Below are 25,177 nucleotides of genomic sequence, written 5' to 3' on the forward strand. Positions count from 1 at the left end.
GAAAATATGTGTTAAAAACGCTGCGCCGCCCGAGAAAGGGCGGCAAAAACGTTCTCAGGGCGGGGTGCAATTCCCCACCGGCGGTAATTGCGCGCAACGCGTATAGCCCGCGAGCGCTTGGTGCTGACACGGCTTTGGTTGTGCGCGGCGGCAAGGTCAGCAGACCCGGTGTGATTCCGGGGCCGACGGTCATAGTCCGGATGAAGAGAGAACGGGATTAACGCCAAAGGGCCGTCCGCGCGATGTTGTGCGTGTGCGCACCCTTGAATCCCTTTCGATTCATAACGCCCTGTTTTTCACACAAACAGGAGTCAGAACATGCAACCCACCGCTATCGACAGCAAAAACAAACACCCTCACGGCGAGCGCGTCGCGTTCATCCAGGCCTGCTGGCACAAGGAAATCGTCGACCAGAGCCGTAAAGGCTTCGTCGCCGAAATGATTGCCTTGGGTTATCAGGAATCGGACATCGACATCTTCGAAGTCGGCGGCGCCTTTGAAATGCCCCTGCACGCCAAGTTGCTGGCCAAGACCGGTCGCTATGCCGGCATCGTCGCCGCAGCCTTGGTCGTGGACGGCGGCATCTACCGTCACGAGTTCGTCGCCCAGTCGGTGGTCAGCGGCCTGATGCAGGTGCAACTGGAAACCGAAGTGCCGGTGTTCTCGGTGTCGCTGACGCCGCATCACTTCCATGCTGGCGACGAACATCAGAAGTTCTTCTTTGAGCACTTTGTGCACAAGGGTCAGGAAGCGGCGCGGACTTGCGCGGATACGCTGCGCAAGGTTCGCGCGCTGCGCCGTACTGAGCCGCATGCTGTAGCCGTGTAAACACGGAACCAAAACTGTAGGAGTGAGCCTGCTCGCGATAGCGGAGTGTCAGTCGACCACTGTAGTGACTGATACATTGCAATCGCGAGCAGGCTCACTCCTACAGGGGTTTTGCGTAGGATCAGGCGAGATTTTCGTCGGTGGTCGGGACGATCAGGATGCCCGCGCGCAAGCCGTTCTTGACCTTGGGATTGGGGAAGATGATCCGCGCGCCCTGCTCTTCGATGATCCAACGGGTATTGGCCAAATCCTCGGCCAACACATAACCCACTTCCAACTCTGAAAAGTTTTCGATGTCCTGCGGCAGGTTCAAACGAAAGGCATCGCTGTGCTTGATGATTTCCCGCGCGACGCTGAACAGCTGCAAACCATCCAGCCGTGGTTCAGCCATCTCCGGCTCAGTGCCTTCGATGATCTGCTTCAGACGAGTTTCCAGCAGCGAGACGTTAACCCCGTCGTTCTGCCCGAACGGCCGCGCCTTGCCCAGTTCCAGCGTGAAAGCCTCGGCACCGAGTTTGTCGTAGGTGTACGAGCTGAACACGATCGACGGTTTGTTCTGCAACAGCACCGCCTCCATGCCGGCAGCGCGCAGGCGCGCCAGCTCAAGGCGTGAATGCTGGCGACCTTCCTTCCACGGATACAGCGCGAACTGTTCGATCTTCGAGCCGCGAATAGCGGTGTGCAAGTCGTAGTGCAGACGCTGGCGATCCGGCAGGCTGAAGAAACTCGCCGCCAACCGCTCCAGCTCACAGGCACGCAGCGCTTCGCTGCCACTGCTTTGTTCATGACGGCCGTTGAACAGCCGATTGACGTCCTGCTCGACGAAACGCTCGCCTTTGCGAATCGCTTCCGGGTTGCCGAACAGGAACAGAATGCGTGCGCGCGGCTTCAGATCGCCACGCGCGATGTCGTGCAGCAGCCGATCAAGCAACTCGATCGGCGCTGTTTCGTTGCCATGGATGCCCGCCGACAGCAGCAGGTCCAGGCCGTTGTCGCGTGCTTCGGGTGGCCGGACTTCCAGCGCACCTTCGCTCAACCAGCGCATCCGCACGCCTTCGACAGTCAGTTGAGTCTTCTCCGCCGGTTCGCGGCCGGCGAGGGTCAGTTCAAGCAGTTTGCCGAGGGCGAGCATAGAGCGGTTTCCTTAGTGGTCGTGGTTGCAATCCGGGCCGTGCACGTGGTCTTCGTCGTCGCCGACGTCAGCCGGTTCCATTTCCAGTTGCAGACTTACCAGATTAGTCGCCAATGGGCGCAGCAGCAGGTTGGCGTACTCGGCGTCACCTTCTTCAACGTCCACGCCGATCAGCAGTTGGCCACGGCCGTCCTGCTGGATCCACAGCTCTTTGCCTTGCCACATGACCGCGACGCGGGTGCAGGAAGTCTCCAGTTGCGTGCCGTCGGTGTCTTCAAGGATCAGCTGCAGGGAATCGCTCATGTTTTTACTCTCTTGGGGAGACAAGCCGCGCGCCGCGTTCAGGCGACGCGCCGGCCATCAATTGATCTGGAATGGATAAACCGCGCCCAGTTTAAGGATTTGCGTCAGTTCATCCAGTGCCGTCCGGCATTCAAGCAGCAATTGCGGATCCGCCAGATCGGTTTCGCTCAGGCGGTCGCGGTAATGCTTTTCAACCCATGCGGTCAACGAACCGTACAACGGTGGCGTCATGATAACCCCTGGGTTGACCGCCGCCAGTTCGGTTTCGTTAAGCGCGACGCGCAGTCGCAGGCACGCCGGGCCGCCGCCGTTCTGCATGCTTTGCTTGAGATCGAAAACTTTCACTTCGCGGATCAGACCACCGGAGCTGGTCAGGCTTTGCAGATACGCCCAGACGCGCTCGTTGGCCTGGCACTCTTGCGGCACGATCAGCAGCATCGAGCCGTCAGGACGCGACAGCAACTGGCTGTTGAACAGGTAGGAACGTACCGCATCATCCACGGTGACTGCCGAACGCGGCACACACACGGACTGGAAATTGCCGCCGACTTTGGCCAGCTTGCTTTGCAACTCGGCCAGCATCGAGTCGGTGTCGAGGAAGGCGTCCTCGTGATAGAACAGCACCTCGCCATTACCCACGGCGATCACGTCGTTGTGGAACACGCCCTGATCGATCACGTTCGGGTTTTGCTGGGCGTAGACCACACCTTCGTCACGCAGACCGTGCAGACGGGCGACGGCTTGCGACGCTTCGAGGGTTTGGCGCGCAGGGTACTTTTGCGGCGCCGGGAAACGGTTGTCGAACGCACTGCGACCGAACACAAAGAACTCGACGCCCGCCTCGCCATACTCACGGCAGAAACGCGTGTGGTTGGCCGCGCCTTCGTCACCGAACTGCGCGACCGCTGGCAATGCTGCGTGATGAGCAAAGTGCTGCTGATTGGCGAACATCGCACCGAGCACACGGCTGGTGGTCGGATGCTCGATGCTGCGGTGGTATTTGCAGTTGAGGTTGGCGGCGGTGAAATGCACGCGGCCATCAGCGGTATCGGCACTCGGGCTGACCGTGGCGGCGTTGGCCACCCACATGCTCGACGCCGAGCAACTGGCGACCAGCAGCGGCATCGCCTCTTTGGCAGCACGTTCGATCACTTGCGCGTCAGTGCCGCTGAACCCCAGACGGCGCAAAGCGGCCACGTCCGGACGCTCCTGCGGTGCCAGCACACCTTGCTGAAAGCCCATTTCCATCAGCGCTTTCATCTTCGCCAGACCTTGCAGCGCGGCTTCCTTCGGATTCGAAGACTGCTGGCTGTTGCTCTGGGAGGCAACGTTGCCGTAGGACAGACCACCGTAGTTATGGGTCGGCCCCACTAGACCGTCAAAGTTGACTTCATAGGATTTCATCAGCGAGGCTCCACGAGAATCTGTTGTTATAGGCTTCAGGTAACAATTCAGTCAGACCGCGTCGCGGCTATCGCGAGCAGGCTCACTCCTACAGGGATTTTCATCGCTCTTGTAGGAGTGAGCCTGCTCGCGATGGCCGTTACGCCATTTTCACGCCAGGCGTCAGGGCTGCTGGCAAAGTCAGGCTCCGTGTTTCCAGCGACGCCACCGGATACGCGCAGTAATCCGCTGCGTAATAGGCACTGGCGCGATGGTTGCCCGAAGCACCGACACCGCCGAACGGCGCGCTGCTCGCAGCACCGGTCAGCTGTTTGTTCCAGTTGACGATCCCGGCGCGGCTTTCCAGCCAGAACTGCTGATAACGCGCTTCGGAATCCGACAGTAAACCAGCGGCCAGACCATAAGCCGTGTCATTCGCCTCAGCGATCGCCGCTTCGAAATCGACGTAACGGATCACTTGCAGCAACGGGCCGAACAGTTCTTCGTCCGGGCGCTCGGCAACCGCCGTCACGTCAACAATGCCCGGCGTCAGCAACGCGGCTTGCGCCTGCGGCTGCGTCATTGCCAGCAGCGATACGGCGCCATTGGCCAACAGATGTGCTTGAGCGTCCATCAGCGCTTTCGCCGCGCCGAGGGAAATCACCGAGCCCATGAACGGCGCGGGTTGCTGATCGAATGCACCGACCTCGATGGTCGAGCTGACTTCAACCAAACGCTTGAGCAGGCTGTCGCCCCACGCGCCCTGCGGCACCAGCAGACGGCGCGCACACGTGCAGCGCTGGCCGGCAGAAATGAACGCCGACTGAATGATCGTGTAAACCGCTGCATCCAGATCCGCGACCTGATCGACCACCAGCGGATTGTTGCCACCCATTTCCAGCGCCAGAATCTTGTCCGGACGACCGGCAAATTGCTGATGCAGGTGATTGCCGGTGCGGCTGGAACCGGTGAAGAACAGACCGTCGATGCCCGGGTTCGCCGCCAGCGCGATGCCGGTTTCGCGAGCACCTTGCAGCAGGTTCAAAACGCCTGCCGGCAGACCGGCTTCGATCCAGCACTTGACCGTCAGCTCGGCGACTTTCGGCGTCAGTTCGCTTGGCTTGAACAGCACGCTGTTACCGGCCAGCAATGCCGGAACGATGTGACCGTTCGGCAAGTGGCCGGGGAAGTTGTAAGGGCCGAACACCGCGACTACGCCGTGCGGCTTATGGCGCAACACGGCAGTAGCATCGCCCAACGGGCCGCTTTTCTCGCCGGTACGTTCACGGTAGCTCTGCACCGATATCGCGATCTTGTTGACCATGCTGGTCACTTCGGTCGCAGATTCCCACAGCGGTTTACCGGTCTCTTCACCAATGGTGCGAGCCAGTTCGTCAGCGTGGTTTTTCAGCGACGCGGCGAAAGCTTCAAGCACGCTGATGCGCTCTTCCAGCGTACGACGTGCCCAGCCCGGAAACGCCTGACGCGCAGCCTGCACCGCCGATTCAACCTGAGCAGTGGTGGCGCCCTCCCCCGACCACAGCACTTGCTGGGTCACCGGGTTCAACGATTGAAAAGCTTCGCCCTGACCGGCCAGCCACTCACCTGCGATGTATAGCGAATTCATTATTTCGACTCCCGTGCAGCGGACAACGCCACGGCGCGCACTTGGTCGCCTGCGTTGAGTTGAAGACGTTTGGCGGTCTGCGGATCGACCACCAACGTACCGGCAGCCAGACGCGCCGGCGCAGCGGTGATGCGGCAGTCTTCGCGCTTGCGGTTATGGATGATGAACGGCGTGGCGTCGTCGCCCGGCGTGCCTACGGCCAGCACCAGCGCTTCACTGTCACGCACCGCGCGGATCTTGCCGGTTTCGCATTCGATGGCCGGGCCGGCGTCGAAGATGTCGACGTAACCCTGATAGCTGAAACCTTCACCCTTGAGCATGGCCAGTGCCGGCTCGGTGTCCGGGTGAACCTGACCGATGACACTACGCGCGCCTTCGGACAGGAAGCAGGTGTACAGCGGGAATTTCGGCATCAGCTCAGCGATGAACGCCTTGTTGCCGACACCGGTGAGGTAATCGGCCTGGCTGAATTCCATTTTGAAGAAGTGCCGACCGAGGCTTTCCCAGAACGGCGAACGACCGGCGTCATCGGAGACACCGCGCATTTCGGCGATGATCTTGTTGCCGAACAATTCAGGGAATTCAGCGATGAACAGCATCCGCGCCTTCGACAACATGCGACCGTTGAGACCGCTGCGGTAATCGGCATGCAGGAACAGCGAGCACAGCTCGGAATTGCCGGTCAGGTCGTTGGCCAGAAACAGCGTCGGAATTTCGCGATAGATGTTCAGTTCTTGCGAGGCACTGACCGTCAGGCCAACCCGGAAGTTATACCAAGGCTCACGCATACCGACGGCGCCAGCAATGGCGGAAATCCCCACCACGCGGCCGTCATCGTCTTCGAGCACGAACAGATAGTCCGCATCGCCACGGCCGGCTTCGCCGCGAAAAGTCTTCTCGGCCCAGCCGACCCGATGGGCCAGACGTTCTTCGTTGGCCGGCAATGTGGTCAGGCCGGTGCCGGTGCTGCGGGCCAGGTCGATCAGCGCGGATAAATCGCTGCTGCGTACGGGACGAACAATCATGCTATCTCCTCAAACGGGCCGCTTTCGCCACCCGTGAAACTCGCTAAGGCGTTAAACCGCCACCAGGCGCACGCTGGCACCTTCACCGACGCCCAGGGCTTCGGCCGCTTCCAGATCCAGAGTCACCGGTTTACCCGGCGCGTAATCCAGCTCCAGCAATACCGCGCGGTAATCCTGCAACTGCGCGTTGGCCACCAGATACTGGCGCCCGGCACCTTTCACCGGCTCGCCGATCTTCACCGGCACCACACGGCTTTGGGCGATCGAGCGGATCCCCGAAACACGTGCATGCAGGGTCGGGCCACCGTCGAAAATGTCGATGTAGTGATCGGTCTCGAAGCCTTCGCGCATCAGGATGTCGAAGGTGATTTGCGCACGCGGGTGCACCTGGCCCATCGCCTCTTGGGCGGAATCCGGCAGCAGCGGCACGTAGATCGGGTAATGCGGCATCAGCTCGGCGAGGAACGTACGGCTTTTCAGCCCGCACAGACGTTCGGCTTCGGCGTAGTTGAGGTCGAAGAAGTTGCGACCGATCGCATCCCAGAATGGCGAGTCGCCGTTCTCGTCGCTATAACCGACGATCTCGGTCACCACCGAATCGGCGAAACGCTCCGGGTGGCTGGCGACGAACAGCAAACGGCCACGGGAGTTGAGTTCCGACCATGGCGAACCGACCAGCTCGCGCTGCACGTAGAAACTGGTCAGCAAGCTGTTGCCGGTCAGGTCGTGGCACTGCGAGAGCACGTGGATCTTGTTGTGGATCTTCAGCTCGCGGGAGGCGTGCACGAAGGTCTCGTTGCGGAAGCTGTAGAACGGCTCCGAATAACCGGCCGAGGCGACGATGGCCGAGCAGCCGACCAGCTTGCCGGTGGTGGAATCTTCGAGGACGAAGAAATAGCTTTCTTCACCGTTGAAGCTCACTTCGGCAGCGAACGAGGCTTCGCTCGCAGCAATCTTGTCGCTCAGACGTTCCACGTCATCCGGCAAGGAAGTGACACCAATCGGGCTGTCCGCAGCCAGACGCTGTACCTCGCCCAGATCAGCCATTTGCGCGGGGCGCATCACCAGCATGGTGTCACTCCTTTTCTCTTATCAATTCACAGAAGAAATACCGGGCCTACATGGAGATCAATGTAGGAGTGAGCCTGCTCGCGATTGCGGTCTGTCAGAAACCAATGAGTCGACTGACATACCGCAATCGCGAGCAGGCTCACTCCTACAGTTGATCTGGTCCGGCATAAAATTTTGATCGACGCCTGAAAAACTCCAGGCGCCGAAGGGTCTATCAGGCTTGTGTCAGTGCTGCAGCAGCGCGTTCAAAACGATCCAGACCGGCATCGATATCGGCGTCTTCCACCACCAGACTAGGAGCGAAACGAATCACGTCCGGGCCAGCCTGCAGAATCATCAGGCCTTCTTTTTCAGCGGCGTTGAAGATGTCTTTGGCCTTGCCTTTCCAGGCATCGTTCAGTACGCAACCGATCAGCAGACCGAGGCCACGCACCTGCGTGAACAGGCCGTATTTCTCGCCGATCTGCTCGAGGCGCGCCTTGAACTTGTCGTGCTTGGCGTTCACGCCGTTCAGCACTTCAGGGGTGTTGATCACGTCAATCACCGCTTCCGCGACCGCACACGCCAGCGGGTTGCCGCCGTAGGTGGTGCCATGAGTGCCGACGACCAGATGTTTGGCCAGCGCTTCGGTGGTCAGCATCGCCGCGATCGGGAAACCGCCGCCCAGGCTCTTCGCGCTGGTGAGGATGTCCGGGGTCACGCCGTAATGCTGGTAGGCGAACAGCTTGCCGCTGCGGCCCATGCCGGTCTGCACTTCGTCGAACACCAGCAGCGCGTTGTTCGCGTCGCACAGCTCGCGGGCACCTTGCAGGTAAGCCAGTTCGGCCGGCAGTACGCCGCCCTCGCCCTGGATCGGTTCCAGCACGACCGCACAGGTCTTGTCGGAAACTGCGGCTTTCAGCGCGGCCAGGTCGTTATAAGGCACGTGGGTGATGCCGGTGATTTTCGGGCCGAAACCGTCGGAGTACTTCGACTGGCCACCGACGTTAACGGTGAACAGGGTACGGCCGTGGAAGCTGTTCAGCGCGGCGATGATTTCGTACTTCTCGGTGCCGAAACGGTCGAACGCCACGCGACGGGCCAGCTTGAACGCGGCCTCGTTGGCTTCAGCGCCGGAGTTGCAGAAGAACACGCGCTCGGCGAACGTGGCGTCGATCAGCTTGTGCGCCAGGCGCAGCGCTGGTTCGTTGGTGAACACGTTGGACACGTGCCACAGCTTGTTCGCTTGCTCGGTCAAGGCACCGACCAGCGCCGGGTGCGCGTGGCCCAATACGTTAACGGCAATCCCGCCGGCGAAGTCGATCAGCTCGCGGCCGGCCTGATCCCAGACACGGGAACCGGCGCCACGCACCGGAATGAAAGCGGCAGGCGCGTAGTTGGGAACCATTACCTGGTCGAAATCGGCGCGTTGTACCGCAGCGTGCTCAACGGACATCGGAGTCTCCTGATGAGGGCCACCCGCCTGAAACTGGCGAGCGATGGGGGGATTGTAAGGACAGTTTTCTGCCCGGCCTTGTCGCCAAGCGACAACTTCTTATAGCGCAAACCCCGGATTTTCCCGGGTTTACGGCAATGCGACAAATAGCGTCGCAAAGGCGCAGTTTACCGGGCGCCGCCGATTTGCGGCAGGTTGCTGAGAATACCAATTCAACCCCGCGACAAAGATATAAATATGTACCGCACAAGGGTGGCCCATTCCTGATTTGCTGCGCGTTCTTTCAACGCCAAGGATTGGCCCATGCACCTGACTCAACGACACCCTGCGGCAGCCTCGACCGCCACGAGTGACGCGCAGTATCAAGACGATCATTATCTGCCGCTGAAAAACGCTCTGCCCGACTGGCTCGGCAACGCTTCATCGAGCCGGCGCCAGCGACTCAAAGACATCCCGCCGCAGATGTCAGCTTCCCTTCAAGCAGCGCCTGTCGAGCAACATCAACAGATGAAGGCCCTCAACGCCGCGCACTGGACCGCACAAAGCAAGGTCGACCAGAGCCTGGAACATCTGCAGGACGCCAGCGCCTTTGCCGAACCTCTGCTCAAACAGGAACTGAACAATTGCTTTGGCCTGGATCTGGATGTGCGCGAAACCTTCGTGCGCCTGTACATCCCCGCCACCACGCCCTGGTTCCCGATCAGAACCGGCACGCGTGCCTGGACGGTCTCGTTACTGGACGCTGCGCTGCACAATTTCGAGGAGTCGGAAACCGGTGACGACGCCTTCGACGTAGACTCAACCTTTGTCACCCGGCCCTCCGCCACCGGCCAGTTCACGACCCTGCCGTCAATCAAGACCAAATTGAGCATTGCCGCCTTCACCCAACTGTGCCGAAGACTGGACCTCGGCGCTCAGTACAAAACCCATCTCGAAGACAACCTCGGCTATACCGATCCGATGGTGGCGTCCGTATTGCGCAGCAAACTGGACGACAGTCAGAAGGCCGCGATGAAAGCCGCCCTGCAATGGGCGCGGATGAACCGCGATGTATCGGAAAGTTATTTTCGCTTGATCGACGCCGTGCTCGACGGCATGAAAGGCCTGTACGTCAGCGGGGCGCCCGTGTTGTGCCATGACATGGGGATGCTGTGCGCGCCGCTCACCGGAATCGTCGTGTTTGCCCCTGATCTGTACGCATCACGCGACCCTGCGCGCGTGGTGGCTTACGTCCCCGATGATCCCGAGCACCCCTTCAAGGAATACGCCTCGACCAACGATCTGATCGTCGAACTGACGCGCCAGTTACGCTCGAAAGACTACCAGCAGTTTTTCAGCCGCTTCGTGAACCACGAACATCGCGGCTTTTTCTTCAGCACCCTCAATAGCCGCTTGACGAAGATCGAGTGGCATCCGCCAGAGCCCGGCAGCTCACTGCCCGCGTGGCGCGAAACGGCCGTCGAGCATCCCGATCTGCAGACCACGCTGACACCGTTCCATGACGGTCTGTGGCAACACCTTTACCAAACGAAACTGAACAAGATCTTCAATGACGCCCGAGTGATCGCCGTACCCACCGCTATCGTCGATCAAAAAGCACGCTGGGCGTTCTGGGATTCGGTGAGCAACGTCATCTCCAACATCGTGCAGGCCGCCGCGCTGATCGTCGCACCGTTCGTGCCGGTGCTGGGTGAAGCAATGATGGCCTACATGGCCTATCAAATGCTCGATGAAGCCTTCGAGGGCATCATCGAATGGGGACAGGGTCGCACGACCGAAGCATTCACACACCTGATGGGCACCGTCGAATCGCTGATCCAGCTGGGTATCTTCGGCATGGGCGGTGCGATTGGCGCCGGCGAGTTTCGCAAGGTCTTGCCCAAGGAAGTTGTCGCATTCATCGACCGCTTCAAGCCTGTGAAGCTGGCCAGCGGTGCAACCCGCTACTGGGAGCCCGATCTGGCCCGGTACCAACACCCGGCAGAACCCGATGCCAGTTCAATACCCAATGAACTGGGCTTGCACACTCACCAGGACAAACAACTGCTGCCACTTGAGAATGCCCACTTTGCAGTCAGTGAAGGCGCGGTTCCCGGCCAGTACCGCATTGATCACCCGACCCGAGCCGACGCTTACCAGCCGGTGGTGCGGCACAATGGCGCCGGCGCCTGGCACACCGAACTGGAACGACCGCTGGAGTGGGACACCGACACGGCGCTGCGGCGAATCGGTCCGGCAGTCGAGTCGTTCTCACCGACCGAGCGCGAGGCATTGCTGCGGGTCAGCGGCGTCACCGAAGATGCCGTGCGCAAAATGCATGTCGATCAGCAAACGCCGCCACCACTGCTGGCTGATAGCATCCAGCGCTTCAAGATCGATCAGCAACTGCAACGCCTGATCAATCAGCTCGATAGCGACGTCAGCGAGGAATTCCTGCGGGCCGATCCCGCGACGCAACTGCAACTGCTGACTCAGCACGGTCGCTGGCCCAACACCCGGCGCCTGCGTTTGGTCGATCGGCAGGGTGAATTGATCTGGCAATCTTCGGCGGACGAAACCTTGCCGCTGACCGAGCTTGATCAAAGTCGCCTGATCGATGGCGATCTGCTCAAGAGCCTGCTGGCTACCCTCGACGAACAACAAGCCAAAGCCCTGCTCGCAGAACCGTTCGGCGGGCCAATGCCTTCGCTCGACGTGCGCAGCCAAAACCTGCGCCAGCAACTGGCCGCTCTCGCTCGCCGCCATCGCAGCTCGCTGTTCGAATCGCGCTATCAGGCGCTCCAGCGTGTCGACGACCCGTTGGCCCAAGCCCTTGTCAGCCGCGATCCGACACTGCCGGCCAGCATCACCCGGGAACTGCTCGACACCGCCAGTGGCAGCGAGCTGTTGCAGATCAACGAGGGAGACCTGCCGGAGCGTCAACAGGACCTCATGCAACTGGCCAATCAGGAAGTACGCGTTACCCGTGCTTACGAAGGGCTGGCACTGGACTCGATGAACAATCCCGATTCCGATGCACTCGCTCTGCACAGCCTCAAGCTATTGCCAGGCTGGAGCGGCGACGTACGCCTCGAAATCCGCGATGAACGCTACGAAGGTCTCGTACTCAACAGCATCGGCATCGAAACCGCGCCCGCACGCAAAGTACTGGTTCGCCAACAGGACTGTCGCTACCAGCCCTATGACGAACGCGGTCAGGAACTGCATTCGGCCACTGATTTCTACTCCAGCGTTTTGTATGCGTTGCCCGACGGTGAACGCCAAAACCTGAAGATGCAGATTGGCCAGAACGATCGGCTGTACTCGGCGATCCGTGAGCGGACACTGGCGCGCAACGAGCTGCGCACCGTGTTGTTCGAGGCGCCGATCCGCCAGCCTGTCGTCGATACGCTGCGCCTGGAAGGCTTTGGCAATCAGCGACTGAATACACCCAGGCGCGTTGAAGATGTCGATTTTTTTGAGGCGGGCGAACTCGGTGCGGTGGGCATTGAAAACCAGGACAACCTGACCACCACCGGCCAGCGAATCATCAGCCCCGAAGAGCGCGCCCAAGAGGTCTTTCGAGGCATTTCCACCGACGAAGCACGAGCTTATGTCGCCCCGTTCCAGAATGATCCGACAGCACTCAACGCTGAACTGGCCGCACGTCGCGACGAGCACTTCAAGCTCAGTGATGACCTGCGGCGCTGGGAAACCGATGTCCCCGCCAACGACCCGGCCAGCGGCCTGCCATTGACCTACATGCAGCGCCGGGCAGCCCTACAGAATCGTGCCCTGTTCAGAGAGGCACTTTTACGCTGCTGGCGCAGACAGACTCGCGGGCCCTCAGGCTACATGCTGCAGATCGCTGAACCGATCGTCGGTGACCTGCCTTTGCTGGAGGCGGATTTCAGCCACGTCTCCATGCTCTCGATCAATGGCAGTGCCAGTACCGGGGCCGTGGATGTTTTTCTGCAACGCTTTCCGGGAATGCTGTATCTGGATGCGCAAAACCTCAACCTGCCGAATCTGCCCCAAGCCTTCACTGCCATGCCCCATCTGCGCCAGTTGATCCTGCGCAACTGCGGCGTCAGCCACTCGGCGGCCAACCAGGCAGTGCTTGCGGCATTGCCCAAGCTCTCGCTGCTGGACCTGCGCAGTAATCCGCTGAATGCGCTACCCGATATCAGCGCTCTACCCTCGCTGCGCTACGTCAATCTGTCGCGAACCGGTATTTCGACGCTGCCGGACAATCTGCTCGATCATCCGGTGCTGATTTCCGGCAACTTCCAGGGCAACCGGATCACCGAAATACCGCCATCCTTTTTCAATCTGGCCAGCTCGCTCAGTGACGGTTTCGGGTTTGCGGACAACCCGCTGACGGCGGCAACACGAGAGAAGGTCAAGACGTTCTACAACCACACCGGAAAACACTTCGGGGTACGGCCGGAGGCTGCAGACATCGAGCGCGCGGTGGCACTGTTTCCGGCGCTGGAGATTGATCAGGCCAGTGAACTTCTGTATCGGATACCCGGCCCCCTGGCTGAAGGTCGAGCCCAACTGGCCCGCTGGGAAGCCGAACTCAGCACGCTGAAAACCGAACTGGACGCGTGGGCCCAGCAGACTCCGGCGCTCGACCCCGTGTTCAAGCGCCCGTTGACGCTCGAGGAGCAAGTCCTGGAACGCAGTGCAAGGGAGACGTTCCGCAATAACCTGGAGCAGTTCTGGCGCAACAGATCGGCATCGGCCAGGCAAAGCGAACTGGCGGCCAATCTGGACTTCGCCGGAAACATGCCCGCTCTCAGCGCCAACTTCGGCCATGTTTCCCGGTTAAGGCTGACGGGCAACAAAAACATCACCGCTCTGTTGCCATTCGTGCGCCGTTTTGAACATTTGAACACGCTGGAATTGCACGCCTTCGACCTTGAACCGGTTGCGCTGTCAGAGATCAGGCTGCCGGGCCTCAATGTCCTCGAGCTCAACGACTGCGGTGTGGTGCTGACCCCGGAAAATCAGGCGACACTGGTATCACTCAACAACCTGCATACGCTGGATTTGAGCAACAACCCGCTGGGGACCTTCCCCGATCTGAATATGCTGCCCGAGCTGACCTACCTCGATCTGTCCAACACCGGCATCAACGTAGTGCCCGACGGACTGACCAGCCACCCGCACCTGCGCACCGCAATTCTCAGCGGCAACCGTATCAGCGAAATCCCCGATACCGTTTTTGAAATGACGGCCAATCAAAGTGACGGACTGGACTTCTCCGACAATCCGCTATCGAGTGCAACGCACAATAAAATAAAAGCCTATTACCGACGCACCGGTTTCGACTTCGACGTGCGCGCCGATGAAGGCGACATCGCCCTGATGCGTCAACTGTTCCCGTCCCTGGACGAACAAGAGGCCAGCGATGTGTTCTATGACTTGCCAGGCACTTTGGCAGATGGCCGGACGCAGCTCGTTCAATGGCGCGCCGAACTCAATCAGATGACCACCGACCTGACCTTGTGGGCTCCCCAGGTGCCAGGCACTCACCCGCTCACTGGGCAGATCCTCACGGCCATTGAGCTGTTCGACCAGTACGCCGCCCGATCCGAATTCGGCCAGCAGCTGGAGCGATTCTGGCGTCACCGCTATGGCGAATCAGGGATGCGCGCCGACTTTCTCGAAGCCGACCTGAGGTTCTTTGGAGACTTCCCCCAACTGACCACGGATTTCAGCCATGTGTCAGGCGTGAAACTCAAAGGCAACGCCGCCATCGGCGCACCGGATGCGTTCACCGATTTGTTCGTGAACGCGCGGGAACTGGAACTGCGAAAATTCCCGCTGGACGAAATCCCCCAGACCGTGACTCGTCTGACGAAGCTCAAGGAACTGACGCTGAGCGATTGCGGCATCACCTTCACCGCCCTCGACCAGAGCACCCTTGCGACACGGCAAAACCTTGAGCTGCTGGATCTGAGCCACAACCCGCTATCGACGGCACCTGATCTTCAGTCCTTCCCGGCCATGCGTGACATTCTGCTGAGCAATACCGGTATTCCCGCCCTGCCCGAAGGCATCGCCAGGCATCCGAACCTGAAAAACGCCCTGTTGAACGACAACCGTATCAGCGATCTCCCCGAGGCTTTTTTCAGCATCGATCTGGACCTTGCCGACGGGCTCAATCTGGGCAACAACCCGCTGTCCCTGGCGGCTCGCGAACGTATCAAGACTTTTTATGTCGAGCACGGACGCCACTTCGATGTGATGCCGGACGTCAGCGATCTGAGCAGCGCGCTACGGCTGTACCCGGAGATGGATGTCGACGACGCCAGTCACATGATCTATCACCTGCCTGGCAGCTTGCAGGCCGGTACGGCGCAACTGGCGCGCTGGGAGGTGGAGATCAGCCAGATGCTCAGCGACCTCAATACCTGGACCGAACGCGTACCGGTGCGCAACCCTGCGACCGGCGAACACTGGGGGGCATTCCGACGAACACTGGAAAGGAGCAACAGGAAACAGTTCAGTGAGAAACTGGAGGAATTCTGGCGCGGCAGAAACCCGAACAAACTCGAGTTGAGGCTGAACTCGCTGGAATTTGATGCGTCCTTCGCCGGTGAATTACCGTCGTTGACGGCCGATTTCAGCCACGTCATCCGTCTGTCCATACGCGGCAATGAGGCGTTGAATGCGCCCACGGGTTTTCTGTCGTGCTTCAGCGGATTGCAGGTGCTGGAACTGCGCAGTTTTGCCTTGGGCCGAATGCCCCGTGCACTCTCACTGATGCCGGCCGTGGAAACACTGACGCTGAGCAGTTGCGGCATCGTTCTCGATAGCGTGGGGCAGACCACGCTCACCGGACTGAGTCGCCTGAAGGCGCTGGACCTGTACAACAACCCCCTTGGCACCGCGCCGGATGTCAGCTCATTGCGAGTTCTGACAACACTCGACCTCAGTCGCACCGCTATCAGCCAGGTTCCCGTCGGCGTGGGCCAATTGCCGCGGCTGCGCTACGCGCTGCTGAGCGAAAACGCCATAGTCGATTTGCCGCAAGACATGACTGGCTTCGCTGCCAACGGGGTCGACCTGCGGGCCAATCCGCTGTCCGCCGCCGCCAGAGACCGAATCAAAACCGACTACCAGATCACTCGCCAGCATCTGGGTGTAACGGCCGCAGAAGCGGACATTGCCCTGACGCAATCGTTATACCCACGCATCAGCGAAGTCGATGCTAACCATCTGATCTACAGGCTGCCCGGCACGCTCGCCGAGGGGCATCTTGAATTGCTGCGCCGGCAGAGCGACCTTGCGGCATTACTGGGCGAACTCGGGGCCTGGGCGAAGGAGGCCCCGCGCGATCCAGTCACAGGCGCCACCCTGGAGGGCGAAGCACTGCGGCAGGAAAATGCCAAAAGAGCCTGGTTCGTAAATGGCCTGGAACGCAGATTGCGCGAAGCTCCGATAGGTTTTTCCTCCACCGAACTCACCTGTGATCTTTCGTTCACCGGCGAGTTGCCAACACTGAGCGGGCGCTTCGAGCAGATCAGCGAGCTGACACTGACCAGTACCGCGAAAGTACATCCTCGGGTTGATCGCCTGCTTGAGCTGCTGCCGAATCTGGAGCAACTGGACATACGGGCCTATCAGCTCAATGAGATCCCCCAAGCGGTATTCACCTTGAACAAGCTGACTGACCTGGAACTGCCCGATTGCCAAATCACCCTGAACGCGCAAACGGTGAGCGCCCTGGCACGCATGGAAAACCTGCAAGTTCTCGACCTGAGCCACAACCCGCTGGGGCTGGCACCAGACCTGCGAAACCTGCGGACGTGTTACTCGTTACATCTGGGCCACAGCGGGTTGAGTGACCTTCCAGCCGGGCTTTTCGAACTGCCCCGTTTGAATTATGCCGATCTGTCCGCCAACGCCATTACCGAGCTTCCTGACCCGCTGCCGTCACCGACCCTCGGTTCAGGGGCCACTTATGACTTCAGTGGCAATCCATTAAGCACGCAGAGCGAGCATCGCCTGAGAACGTACAACGAGGCACTGATCGCCCGCAGACTGGAGGATCGAGAAACGCGAGCCAGCACAAACGAAGCGCTGGATGACTTCCAGGACCTTTCGTTTTCCGATTGACCCCGGCGCTCGACGCGGTCTAACCGCGCTCGGGTGGCACTGACGACAATTCGAACGGACTGCTGCTGCGCCGCTGGTTGCGATCTTCCCGCGGCGTGGCACCGAAGAAGTTTCGATAGGCGCTGGAGAAATGCGGCCCCGAGGAGAAGCCACAAGACAGGCCGATCTGGATGATCGACTTGCTGGTCTGCATCAACATCTGCCGGGCCTTGTTCAGGCGCAGTTCAAGGTAGTACTGGCTCGGCACACGGTTGAGGTATTGCTTGAAGATCCGCTCCAACTGACGACGGGACACGCACACATGCTGGGCGATTTCGTCGGTGGTCAGCGGCTCTTCGATGTTGGCTTCCATCAGCAACACCGCTTGGGTGAGCTTCGGATGACTGGAACCGAGACGGTTCTGCAACGGGATGCGCTGGCGCTCGCCACCTTCGCGGATACGTTCAACCACCAATTCTTCCGAGACAGCGCCGGCCAGTTCCGCACCGTGATCACGGGCCAGTACCGCCAGCAACAAGTCGAGCACGGACATGCCGCCACACGCAGTCAAGCGATCGCGATCCCAGTCGAACAGATGACTGGTGGCGATGACTTTCGGGAAACGCTCGGCGAAATCGTCCTGCCAGCGCCAATGCACGGCAGCGCGATAACCGTCGAGCAAACCGAGTTGCGCCAACGGGTACACACCCGCGGACAGACCGCCGATGACCGTGCCCGCACGCACCAGTTGCTTGAGCGCACTGCTGAGCGCCGGGGCCAACGTGGTCGGCGGCTCGTCAGCGAGCAGGAACAGTTTCTGGAAATTTTCGAGCTTGCCGGTCCATGCCTCGCCGGGCAATTGCCAGGCGCCTTCGGCCGGTGGCTCGGCTTGCAGGAACGACAGTTCGTAAACCACGTCCGGGTGCACCCGCTGAGCAACACGCAAGGCTTCCTCCGCCAGCGCCAGCGTCAACGCTTTAGTGCTGGGCCAAATCAGGAAACCAATTCGATGGGCAGTCATGGGCGGGCAATCCGAAGCGAAGAACAGTGATGAAGGCATGGGCCAATGCTAGCCCGTAAATGAACACAAATCTTGAAACCAACCGAGATCCAGGCAGAGATCCAACTGTGGGAGCGAGCCTGCTCGCGAAAGCGGTGGATCAGTCGACATCTATGTCGGATATCACATCGCATTCGCGAGCAGGCTCGCTCCCACAGAGATCGCAGGCCGGCCTTCTGGCTGCGAAGCATGCACTATCACGGTGCACAACGGCAGCCCTGATTTATTTCAAACTGCCCGAGAGGAATTGTTGCAAACGTTCCGATTGCGGATTCACCAGCACTTCGCGCGGGTTGCCGCTTTCTTCAACAACGCCTTTGTGCAGGAACACCAACTGGTTCGACACTTCACGGGCGAAGCCCATTTCGTGCGTGACCACAACCATGGTGCGACCTTCCTGAGCCAGTGCTTGCATCACCTTCAACACGTCGCCAACCAATTCAGGGTCGAGCGCCGAGGTCGGTTCGTCGAACAGCATTACCTCAGGTTCCATCGCCAGCGCACGGGCAATCGCCACACGCTGCTGCTCGCCACCGGACATGTGCCCAGGGAACGCGTCTTTACGATGGGCCACGCCGACCTTGTTCAGGTAGTACTCGGCTTTCTCGCGGGCTTCGTACTTGGGTACGCCCAGTACGTGCACCGGCGCTTCCATGATGTTTTCAATTGCAGTCATGTGCGACCACAAGTTGAAATGCTGGAACACCATCGACAAGCGCGAACGCATGCGTTGCAGCTGCTTCGGATCAGCGGCTTTCAGCGCGCCGTCCTTGTTCGCCACCAGTTTCAGCTCTTCGTTGTTGAGCAGAATCTTGCCCGCGTGCGGCTGCTCGAGCAGGTTGATGCAGCGCAGGAAAGTACTTTTGCCGGAGCCACTGGAGCCGATGATGCTGATCACATCGCCGGCTGCCGCTTTCAGGGACACGCCCTTGAGCACTTCGTGACTGCCATAGCGTTTATGCAGGTCTTGGACTTCAAGTTTGTACATGCGGTCGGTTCTCACAAAAACAGTCAGTCAGTCGTTGAGCAAGCGCCCGTGACGCAGCGCTTCGCGCCCCGCCACCTTGGCCAGCCAGAAACCGGGTTGGGCATAACGCAGCCGTTCAATGGCAAACAGCACCCCGGAGGTACCAGCACACACCGTGCTGACCCGATCGGACAGAGGATCAATCACTTCAAAAATCTCGTCGCCCGCCTCGACCCACTCGCCGGGCTTGCGCAGAAAACTCACCACGCCAGGGTGCGGCGCGAACAGCAACTCAGTGCCCTCGAACGGCATGCCTTCACAGGCTTCGTGCGCCGGGTTCGGCCACTCGCCGGTGATCAAACCTTGCTCGGCGAGGAACGCGAGAATGCCTTCAGCATAGGCGCAGGCTTCAGCGCGACCGGTGTCGGCCTGACCGCCCAGCTCAATCGTGGTCGCCAGACACGCCAGTGGAATCTGCGCATCAGGGAACTGCCGCGACAGGCGCAGCCACGGCAGCGAACAGGCTTCATCGAACGAGCTACCGCCGGAATCTTCCGCCAGCAGCCCCACCTTCACATTCAGCTGCGCAGCCAGCGAACGCCACTGCGGCCAGTGCTGCGGCAACGCATACATGTGCAGCGCGGCTTCGGCATCGCAATGCAGATCGAGCACCACATCAGCGGTGCAGGCATGGCTGAGCAACACACGCTGCATACCTTGCAACTGGCTACTCGCCTCCGGCAATGCCGCCAAGTGATCAGCCATGGCCTGACGGATCAGACGCACATTGGCATGCGGATCATCACCGAGACGCTCGGCCAATGCTGCCGCAACCGGCGCGCTCAGCTCGACGAAATCACGGTTGAAATTCTTGCCGCTGCCGGCCTCGAAACGGCCCTGGTGATTGCCTTGCAGCAATTGCCCGAGACCCAACGGGTTGGCGACCGGCACCAGCTCGATAACACCGTTGAGCAAGCCTTTGGCTTCGAGTTCGCCGAGGCGCTTTTTCAGCTCCCAGGCAGTGCGCATGCCCGGCAACTCATCAGCGTGCAGGCTGGCCTGAATGTAGGCCTTGCGCTCGCCGTGGCCGAAGCGAAAGACCGAAATCTTGCGCTCGCTGCCCAGGTGGCTCCACGGCAATACGTGGTCGATGCGTTCCATATCAGTGCTTCCGCGGGGCCAGGTAGCTCAACCAGCGACGCTCGGCCAGTTTGAACAGTTTGACCAGAATGAACGTCAGGCACAGGTAGAACAGGCCAGCGGTGATGTACGCCTCGAACGGCAGATAGAACTGCGCGTTGACGGTACGTGCTGCGCCAGTGATATCGATCAGGGTCACGATGGAGGCCAGACTGGTGGTCTGCAGCATCATGATCACTTCGTTGCTGTACTGCGGCAGTGCCCGGCGCAGGGCCGATGGCAGAAGGATGCGCTTGTACAGTTTGAAGCGCGACATGCCCATGGCTTTGGCCGCTTCGATCTCACCGTTCGGCGTGGCCTTGAGGCTGCCGGCAATGATTTCCGCAGTGTAGGCGCTGGTGTTGACCGCAAAGGCCAAGCACGCGCAGAACGTTGCGCTGGACAGCCACGGCCACAAGAAGCTTTCGCGGACCGCTTCGAACTGCGCCAGACCGTAGTAGATCAGGAACAGTTGCACCAGCATCGGCGTGCCACGGATCACGTAGGTGTACAGCCACGCGGCGCCGTTGACGACCGGGTTCTTCGAGACGCGCATCAGCCCCAGCGGCAGGGCCGCGAGCAGACCGAAAAACAGCGACAGCGCGAGCAGTTTGAGGGTGGTCAGCAAGCCGCCGAGGTACAGCGGCATGGCCTCCCAAATGACGTTGTAGTCGAAGATCATAGATCAGCCGCCCTTACGCCTACCGAGTAGCGCTTCTCAAGTTGACGCAGGATCAGCAACGAAACACTGGTGATCACCAGGTACATCGCCGCCACTGCGAGGAAGAAGGTGAAAGGCTCGCGGGTGGCATCTGCCGCCTGCTTGGCCTTGAACATCATGTCTTGCAGACCGACCACGGAAATCAGCGCGGTGGCCTTGGTGAGTACCAGCCAATTGTTGGTGAAGCCCGGGATCGCCAGACGAATCATCTGCGGCACCATCACCCGGAAGAACACCTGAAAACTGCTCATGCCGTACGCCATGCCCGCTTCGGCCTGACCTTTGGGAATGGCCATGAACGCGCCACGGAAGGTTTCCGACAGGTACGCACCGAAAATGAAACCGAGGGTGCCGATACCGGCGGCCAGCGGATTCAGATCGATGTAGTCGTCATAGCCGAGCATCGGTGCGACGCGGTTGAGCAAGTCCTGACCGCCGTAGAAGATCAGCAGGATCAGCACCAGATCGGGAATCCCGCGGATCACCGTGGAATACAGATCGCCCAGCCAGGCCAGCCAGCGCACCGGCGACAGGCGCAACGCGACACCGATCAGCCCGAGAACGATGGCCAGAGCCATGGACGACAAGGCGAGCTGAAGCGTCAGCCATGCGCCATCGAGGATGACAGCCCCGTAGCCTTTCAACATGATTCAGGTCCTCGAAAGTTGGGATGAAAAAATGGCGCAAACCGCAGAGATCCTGTTGCTTGCGCCATTTCGGACTTGTCGCAGAGACGTGTTACTTGCCGTAGATATCGAAGGCGAAGTACTTGTCCTGGATTGCTTTGTATTTGCCGTTTTCGCGGATGGCCGCGATGGCAGCGTTGATCTTGTCTTTCAGGGCGTCGCCCTTACGCACGGCAATGCCTACCCCGTCGCCGAAGTATTTGACGTCGGTGAACGCAGGACCTGCAAACGCGAAGCCTTTGCCGGCGTCGGTGTTGAGGAAGCCATCTTGCAGCAGGGTGGCGTCAGCCACGGTACCGTCGAGACGACCGGCGGCCACGTCGAGGTAGATTTCGTTCTGCGAGCCGTACGGCTTGATCTCGGCACCCAGTGGCGCGAGGACTTCGCGGGCGAAACGCTCGTGGATCGAACCACGTTGCACGCCGATGTTCTTGCCCTTCAGCTCAGCCAGACCTTCGCTGACCTGAGTACCGGCCTTCATGACCAGGCGGGCCGGAGTGTTGTAGTACTTGTTGGTGAAGTCGACCGACTTCTTGCGGTCTTCGGTGATCGACATCGACGACAGGATCGCATCGATCTTGCGCACTTTCAGTGCAGGGATCAGACCGTCGAACTCTTGCTCGACCCACACGCACTTGACCTGCATCTGCTCGCACAGAGCGTTGCCGATGTCGTAGTCGAAACCGACGATGCTGCCATCCGGTGCTTTCGAAGCGAACGGAGGGTAAGCCGCTTCGATACCGATCTTCAGAGGTTTTTCGTCAGCGAAGGCGTTCATCGACAGCACGGACAGTGCCAGGGCGCCAAGCAGCACAAGTTTCTTCATCTTGGGACTCCATCGGTAAAGGGCAAAAACGGCAGAGTGAGCGACAGCCCAATATGCGAATGGGTGAATCGGGAAATCGGTTGCTGCATCGGTGGGAAATTTCCCATTGAAACCGAAGGAGGTTTCAACGTCAGCCACGATGAGCGAGTGATCGGCATTCTAACGACAGGCCGGAAGCCGATATTTCTTCAATGCGACAACTAATTACAGATGCACAGAGAAAGCGACTTTGGCACATTGACAGCCCTGCAATTTCATGCAAGAGCGAAAGACAGTGAACCGATCTATGCTGCAAATTGCGGGCCTATTATTCGCAAACCCTTCTAATCCGGCAAGCGCAGCGTTGTGTCTTATTTTTCACTGGTGGTTTTAAGGCTCTAAAACGGGGCGATGCGTTTCCCTTTGCCCCGTCGCGGGGCGGGCGGTTACACATTCGGTTACGTGGAGGGTGTTGGGTAACAGCGGGAAATGTCTTACGGGGTAGATCGATAATTATTGGTTGGGTGCGTTGGTGGTCTGACAATGGACTGCGATGGCGTCTGACAGATTGCTATCGCGAGCAGGCTCACTCCTACAGTTGATCGCGTTTCTTCAGGTGGAATGCGATCCCTGTAGGAGTGAGCCTGCTCGCGAAGAGGCCAGCCCAGTCACCACAAAACCTCCAGACACAAAAAAGCCCCGCCCGGCAAAACCGGACAGGGCTCCTATGCTTCTAACGCTTAAGCCACATTCATGGTCTTGTGCGTATCAATCAAATGCTGCACCACACCCGGATCCGCCAGCGTCGAGATATCCCCCAACCCGTCATATTCCGCCGTGGCAATCTTGCGCAGAATCCGGCGCATGATCTTGCCCGAACGCGTCTTCGGCAGCCCCGGCGCCCACTGGATCACGTCCGGCGAAGCAATCGGCCCGATCTCTTTGCGCACCCAGTTCTTCAGCTCCAGACGCAGCTGCTCGGTCGGCTCCTCGCCATTCTTCAACGTGACATAGACATAAATGCCCTGTCCCTTGATGTCATGCGGCACACCCACCACCGCTGCCTCAGCAACTTTCGGATGCGCAACCATCGCACTCTCGATCTCCGCCGTGCCCATGCGGTGACCGGACACGTTGAGCACGTCATCGACACGCCCGGTAATCCAGTAGTAACCATCGGCATCACGACGCGCGCCGTCACCGGTGAAGTACATGCCACGGAAAGTCTTGAAGTAGGTATCAACGAAACGATCATGGTCGCCATACAGCGTGCGCGCCTGACCTGGCCACGAATCGAGAATCACCAGATTGCCTTCAGCCTCGCCCTCGATGATGTTACCGAGGTTGTCGACCAGCGCCGGCACCACACCGAAGAACGGACGTGCCGCCGAACCCGGCTTCAGCGCGTGAGCGCCCGGCAGCGGGCTCATCATGTTGCCGCCGGTCTCGGTCTGCCACCAGGTATCGACGATCGGGCAACGCGACTTGCCGACATTCTTGTAATACCAGTCCCAGGCTTCCGGGTTGATCGGCTCGCCCACGGAACCGAGCAAACGCAGGCTGCTGCCATCCGCGCCTTCAACCGCAGCCTGACCCGAGGCCATCATTGCGCGGATCGCGGTCGGTGCGGTGTAGAGGATGTTGACCTTGTGCTTGTCGACGATCTTCGCCACCCGGGTGATGTCCGGATAGTTCGGCACGCCTTCAAACAGCAGCGTGGTCGCGCCGTTGGCCAGCGGGCCGTAGACGATGTAGCTGTGACCAGTGACCCAACCGACGTCGGCGGTACACCAGTAAACTTCGCCCGGACGGTAGTCGAACACGCGCTCGTGGGTCATCGCCGCGTACAGCAGATAACCGCCGGTGGTGTGCTGCACGCCCTTCGGCTTGCCGGTCGAGCCGGAGGTATAAAGGATGAACAGCGCTTCTTCGGCGCCCATCTCTTTCGGCGCGCAGACGGTGCCCGCCACTTTCATCAGGTCTTCGTACCAGATGTCGCGATGCTGGTTCCACTTGATGTCGCCACCGGTGCGCTTGCAGACGATGACTTTCTGGATGCTGCTGGTTTCCGGGTTGGTCAGTGCGTCGTCGACGTTGGCCTTGAGGGAAATCTTCTTGCCGGCGCGAATACCCTCGTCAGCGGTGATCACCACTTTCGATTTGCAGTCGATGATGCGACCGGCCAAGGCTTCCGGCGAGAAACCGCCGAACACCACCGAGTGAATCGCGCCGATCCGGGTGCAGGCCAGCATGGCGACCACGGCTTCGGGAATCATCGGCATGTAAATGGTCACCACGTCGCCACGGTGCACGTCCTGACCACGCAGGGCGTTGGCCAGTTTGCAGACTTGTTCGTGCAGTTCGCGGTAGGTGATGTTGCGGCTCTCGGAAGGATCGTCGCCTTCCCAGATGATTGCGACTTGATCGCCGCGCTCGGCCAGATGACGGTCGAGGCAGTTGTAGGAAACGTTCAGGGTGCCGTCGGCAAACCACTTGATGTCGACATGGTGATCGTCGAACGACGTCTGTTTCACCGTGGTGAAAGGCTTGATCCAGTCGAGACGCTTGGCTTGCTCGCGCCAGAAGCCGTCAGGGTTGACGACCGACTGCTGGTACATGGCTTTGTAGGTCGCCTCGTCAGTCAGCGTGTTAGCCAGAACCTCGGGACGAACGGGATACAGAGAAGCCGCACTCATCTTTCCTACCTCGGTGTAATAGTTGTTTTTGTATGACCCTGTTGTAACGGGGCGGGGGCCATAGAACCATTCGACGATGGTAGTAACAAGCCCCTACAAATCCTCCAGATACCCCGTTTACTAGCCAGACACCAACCTCCAAAACACCCCCGAACCCTGTGGGAGCTTGCC

At 59.9% G+C, this 25,177-nt stretch carries 16 protein-coding genes and 1 riboswitch; of the genes, 2 read left to right on the forward strand and 14 right to left on the reverse strand.

Annotation, left to right across the window (positions count from 1 at the left end; genetic code table 11):
- The first annotated feature begins 46 nt into the window (after nt 1–46).
- Nucleotides 47–217, forward strand: a riboswitch (FMN riboswitch).
- 101 nt (nt 218–318) lie between these two features.
- Nucleotides 319–828 carry a 6,7-dimethyl-8-ribityllumazine synthase gene (locus AC5SEM_RS18450; protein ID WP_034153324.1) on the forward strand — a complete coding sequence of 170 codons (510 nt, stop codon included), beginning with the start codon at nt 319–321 and terminating at the stop codon, nt 826–828.
- Between the two features lie 121 nt (nt 829–949).
- Here the strand turns inward: AC5SEM_RS18450 and astE are convergent, their stop codons facing one another.
- The 7 genes from astE to AC5SEM_RS18485 form a co-directional block, all read right to left on the reverse strand.
- Nucleotides 950–1,960 carry a succinylglutamate desuccinylase gene (gene astE, locus AC5SEM_RS18455; RefSeq protein ID WP_212621264.1) on the reverse strand — a complete coding sequence of 337 codons (1,011 nt, stop codon included), beginning with the start codon at nt 1,958–1,960 and terminating at the stop codon, nt 950–952.
- A 12-nt stretch (nt 1,961–1,972) separates the two neighbouring features.
- On the reverse strand, nt 1,973–2,263 hold the full coding sequence (locus tag AC5SEM_RS18460; RefSeq protein ID WP_007919345.1) for a hypothetical protein: 291 nt from the start codon (nt 2,261–2,263) through the stop codon (nt 1,973–1,975).
- Between the two features lie 57 nt (nt 2,264–2,320).
- Entirely contained in the window at nt 2,321–3,667 is a 1,347-nt protein-coding gene (astB, locus tag AC5SEM_RS18465; RefSeq protein ID WP_160041479.1) for an N-succinylarginine dihydrolase, read from the reverse strand.
- A gap of 139 nt (nt 3,668–3,806) precedes the next feature.
- A complete protein-coding gene (gene astD, locus AC5SEM_RS18470) occupies nt 3,807–5,276 on the reverse strand; it encodes a succinylglutamate-semialdehyde dehydrogenase (protein WP_495473482.1) in 1,470 nt (489 codons plus the stop codon).
- Nucleotides 5,273–6,298, reverse strand: a complete 1,026-nt coding sequence (gene astA / locus AC5SEM_RS18475) for an arginine N-succinyltransferase (RefSeq protein WP_077574191.1) — start codon at nt 6,296–6,298, stop codon at nt 5,273–5,275. The genes astD and astA overlap by 4 nt, the downstream gene beginning before the upstream one ends.
- A gap of 51 nt (nt 6,299–6,349) precedes the next feature.
- Nucleotides 6,350–7,369 carry an arginine/ornithine succinyltransferase subunit alpha gene (gene aruF / locus AC5SEM_RS18480; RefSeq protein WP_007919353.1) on the reverse strand — a complete coding sequence of 340 codons (1,020 nt, stop codon included), beginning with the start codon at nt 7,367–7,369 and terminating at the stop codon, nt 6,350–6,352.
- 214 nt (nt 7,370–7,583) lie between these two features.
- Nucleotides 7,584–8,804 carry an aspartate aminotransferase family protein gene (locus tag AC5SEM_RS18485; protein ID WP_016983954.1) on the reverse strand — a complete coding sequence of 407 codons (1,221 nt, stop codon included), beginning with the start codon at nt 8,802–8,804 and terminating at the stop codon, nt 7,584–7,586.
- Nucleotides 8,805–9,107: 303 nt separating this feature from the next.
- On the opposite strand from AC5SEM_RS18485, the gene AC5SEM_RS18490 reads away from it, so the two are divergent.
- Nucleotides 9,108–16,913: a dermonecrotic toxin domain-containing protein gene (locus tag AC5SEM_RS18490; protein WP_495470979.1), complete on the forward strand. Its 7,806-nt coding sequence runs from the start codon at nt 9,108–9,110 to the stop codon at nt 16,911–16,913.
- Nucleotides 16,914–16,932: 19 nt separating this feature from the next.
- Here the strand turns inward: AC5SEM_RS18490 and argR are convergent, their stop codons facing one another.
- The 7 genes from argR to acs all read right to left on the reverse strand — a co-directional run bounded on the left by argR (nt 16,933) and on the right by acs (nt 25,006).
- Complete coding sequence (gene argR, locus AC5SEM_RS18495) at nt 16,933–17,913, reverse strand: transcriptional regulator ArgR (protein WP_034153329.1); 981 nt, start codon at nt 17,911–17,913, stop codon at nt 16,933–16,935.
- 262 nt (nt 17,914–18,175) lie between these two features.
- Complete coding sequence (locus tag AC5SEM_RS18500; protein WP_007912705.1) at nt 18,176–18,940, reverse strand: ABC transporter ATP-binding protein; 765 nt, start codon at nt 18,938–18,940, stop codon at nt 18,176–18,178.
- A 27-nt stretch (nt 18,941–18,967) separates the two neighbouring features.
- On the reverse strand, nt 18,968–20,080 hold the full coding sequence (locus AC5SEM_RS18505) for a M14 family metallopeptidase (protein ID WP_495470980.1): 1,113 nt from the start codon (nt 20,078–20,080) through the stop codon (nt 18,968–18,970).
- 1 nt (nt 20,081) lies between these two features.
- Nucleotides 20,082–20,780 carry an ABC transporter permease gene (locus AC5SEM_RS18510; protein WP_495470981.1) on the reverse strand — a complete coding sequence of 233 codons (699 nt, stop codon included), beginning with the start codon at nt 20,778–20,780 and terminating at the stop codon, nt 20,082–20,084.
- A complete protein-coding gene (locus AC5SEM_RS18515) occupies nt 20,777–21,466 on the reverse strand; it encodes an ABC transporter permease (protein WP_007912702.1) in 690 nt (229 codons plus the stop codon). Before AC5SEM_RS18515 ends, AC5SEM_RS18510 begins: the two co-directional genes overlap by 4 nt.
- Nucleotides 21,467–21,557: 91 nt before the next feature.
- A complete protein-coding gene (locus tag AC5SEM_RS18520) occupies nt 21,558–22,331 on the reverse strand; it encodes an ABC transporter substrate-binding protein (protein ID WP_038366516.1) in 774 nt (257 codons plus the stop codon).
- Nucleotides 22,332–23,050: 719 nt separating this feature from the next.
- Complete coding sequence (gene acs, locus AC5SEM_RS18525; RefSeq protein ID WP_007912698.1) at nt 23,051–25,006, reverse strand: acetate--CoA ligase; 1,956 nt, start codon at nt 25,004–25,006, stop codon at nt 23,051–23,053.
- Nucleotides 25,007–25,177: the final 171 nt, after the last annotated feature.

The sequence above is a fragment of the Pseudomonas sp. CH61 genome, from assembly GCF_059429415.1.

Excerpts from the sequence above, each read along its gene's own strand:
- AC5SEM_RS18450 (WP_034153324.1), top strand. The coding sequence starts at position 319 with ATGCAACCCACCGCTATCGACAGCAAAAACAAACACCCTCACGGCGAG.
- astE (WP_212621264.1), bottom strand. The coding sequence starts at position 1,960 with ATGCTCGCCCTCGGCAAACTGCTTGAACTGACCCTCGCCGGCCGCGAA.
- AC5SEM_RS18460 (WP_007919345.1), bottom strand. The coding sequence starts at position 2,263 with ATGAGCGATTCCCTGCAGCTGATCCTTGAAGACACCGACGGCACGCAA.
- astB (WP_160041479.1), bottom strand. The coding sequence starts at position 3,667 with ATGAAATCCTATGAAGTCAACTTTGACGGTCTAGTGGGGCCGACCCAT.
- astA (WP_077574191.1), bottom strand. The coding sequence starts at position 6,298 with ATGATTGTTCGTCCCGTACGCAGCAGCGATTTATCCGCGCTGATCGAC.
- aruF (WP_007919353.1), bottom strand. The coding sequence starts at position 7,369 with ATGCTGGTGATGCGCCCCGCGCAAATGGCTGATCTGGGCGAGGTACAG.
- AC5SEM_RS18485 (WP_016983954.1), bottom strand. The coding sequence starts at position 8,804 with ATGTCCGTTGAGCACGCTGCGGTACAACGCGCCGATTTCGACCAGGTA.
- AC5SEM_RS18490 (WP_495470979.1), top strand. The coding sequence starts at position 9,108 with ATGCACCTGACTCAACGACACCCTGCGGCAGCCTCGACCGCCACGAGT.
- argR (WP_034153329.1), bottom strand. The coding sequence starts at position 17,913 with ATGACTGCCCATCGAATTGGTTTCCTGATTTGGCCCAGCACTAAAGCG.
- AC5SEM_RS18500 (WP_007912705.1), bottom strand. The coding sequence starts at position 18,940 with ATGTACAAACTTGAAGTCCAAGACCTGCATAAACGCTATGGCAGTCAC.
- AC5SEM_RS18505 (WP_495470980.1), bottom strand. The coding sequence starts at position 20,080 with ATGGAACGCATCGACCACGTATTGCCGTGGAGCCACCTGGGCAGCGAG.
- AC5SEM_RS18510 (WP_495470981.1), bottom strand. The coding sequence starts at position 20,780 with ATGATCTTCGACTACAACGTCATTTGGGAGGCCATGCCGCTGTACCTC.
- AC5SEM_RS18515 (WP_007912702.1), bottom strand. The coding sequence starts at position 21,466 with ATGTTGAAAGGCTACGGGGCTGTCATCCTCGATGGCGCATGGCTGACG.
- AC5SEM_RS18520 (WP_038366516.1), bottom strand. The coding sequence starts at position 22,331 with ATGAAGAAACTTGTGCTGCTTGGCGCCCTGGCACTGTCCGTGCTGTCG.
- acs (WP_007912698.1), bottom strand. The coding sequence starts at position 25,006 with ATGAGTGCGGCTTCTCTGTATCCCGTTCGTCCCGAGGTTCTGGCTAAC.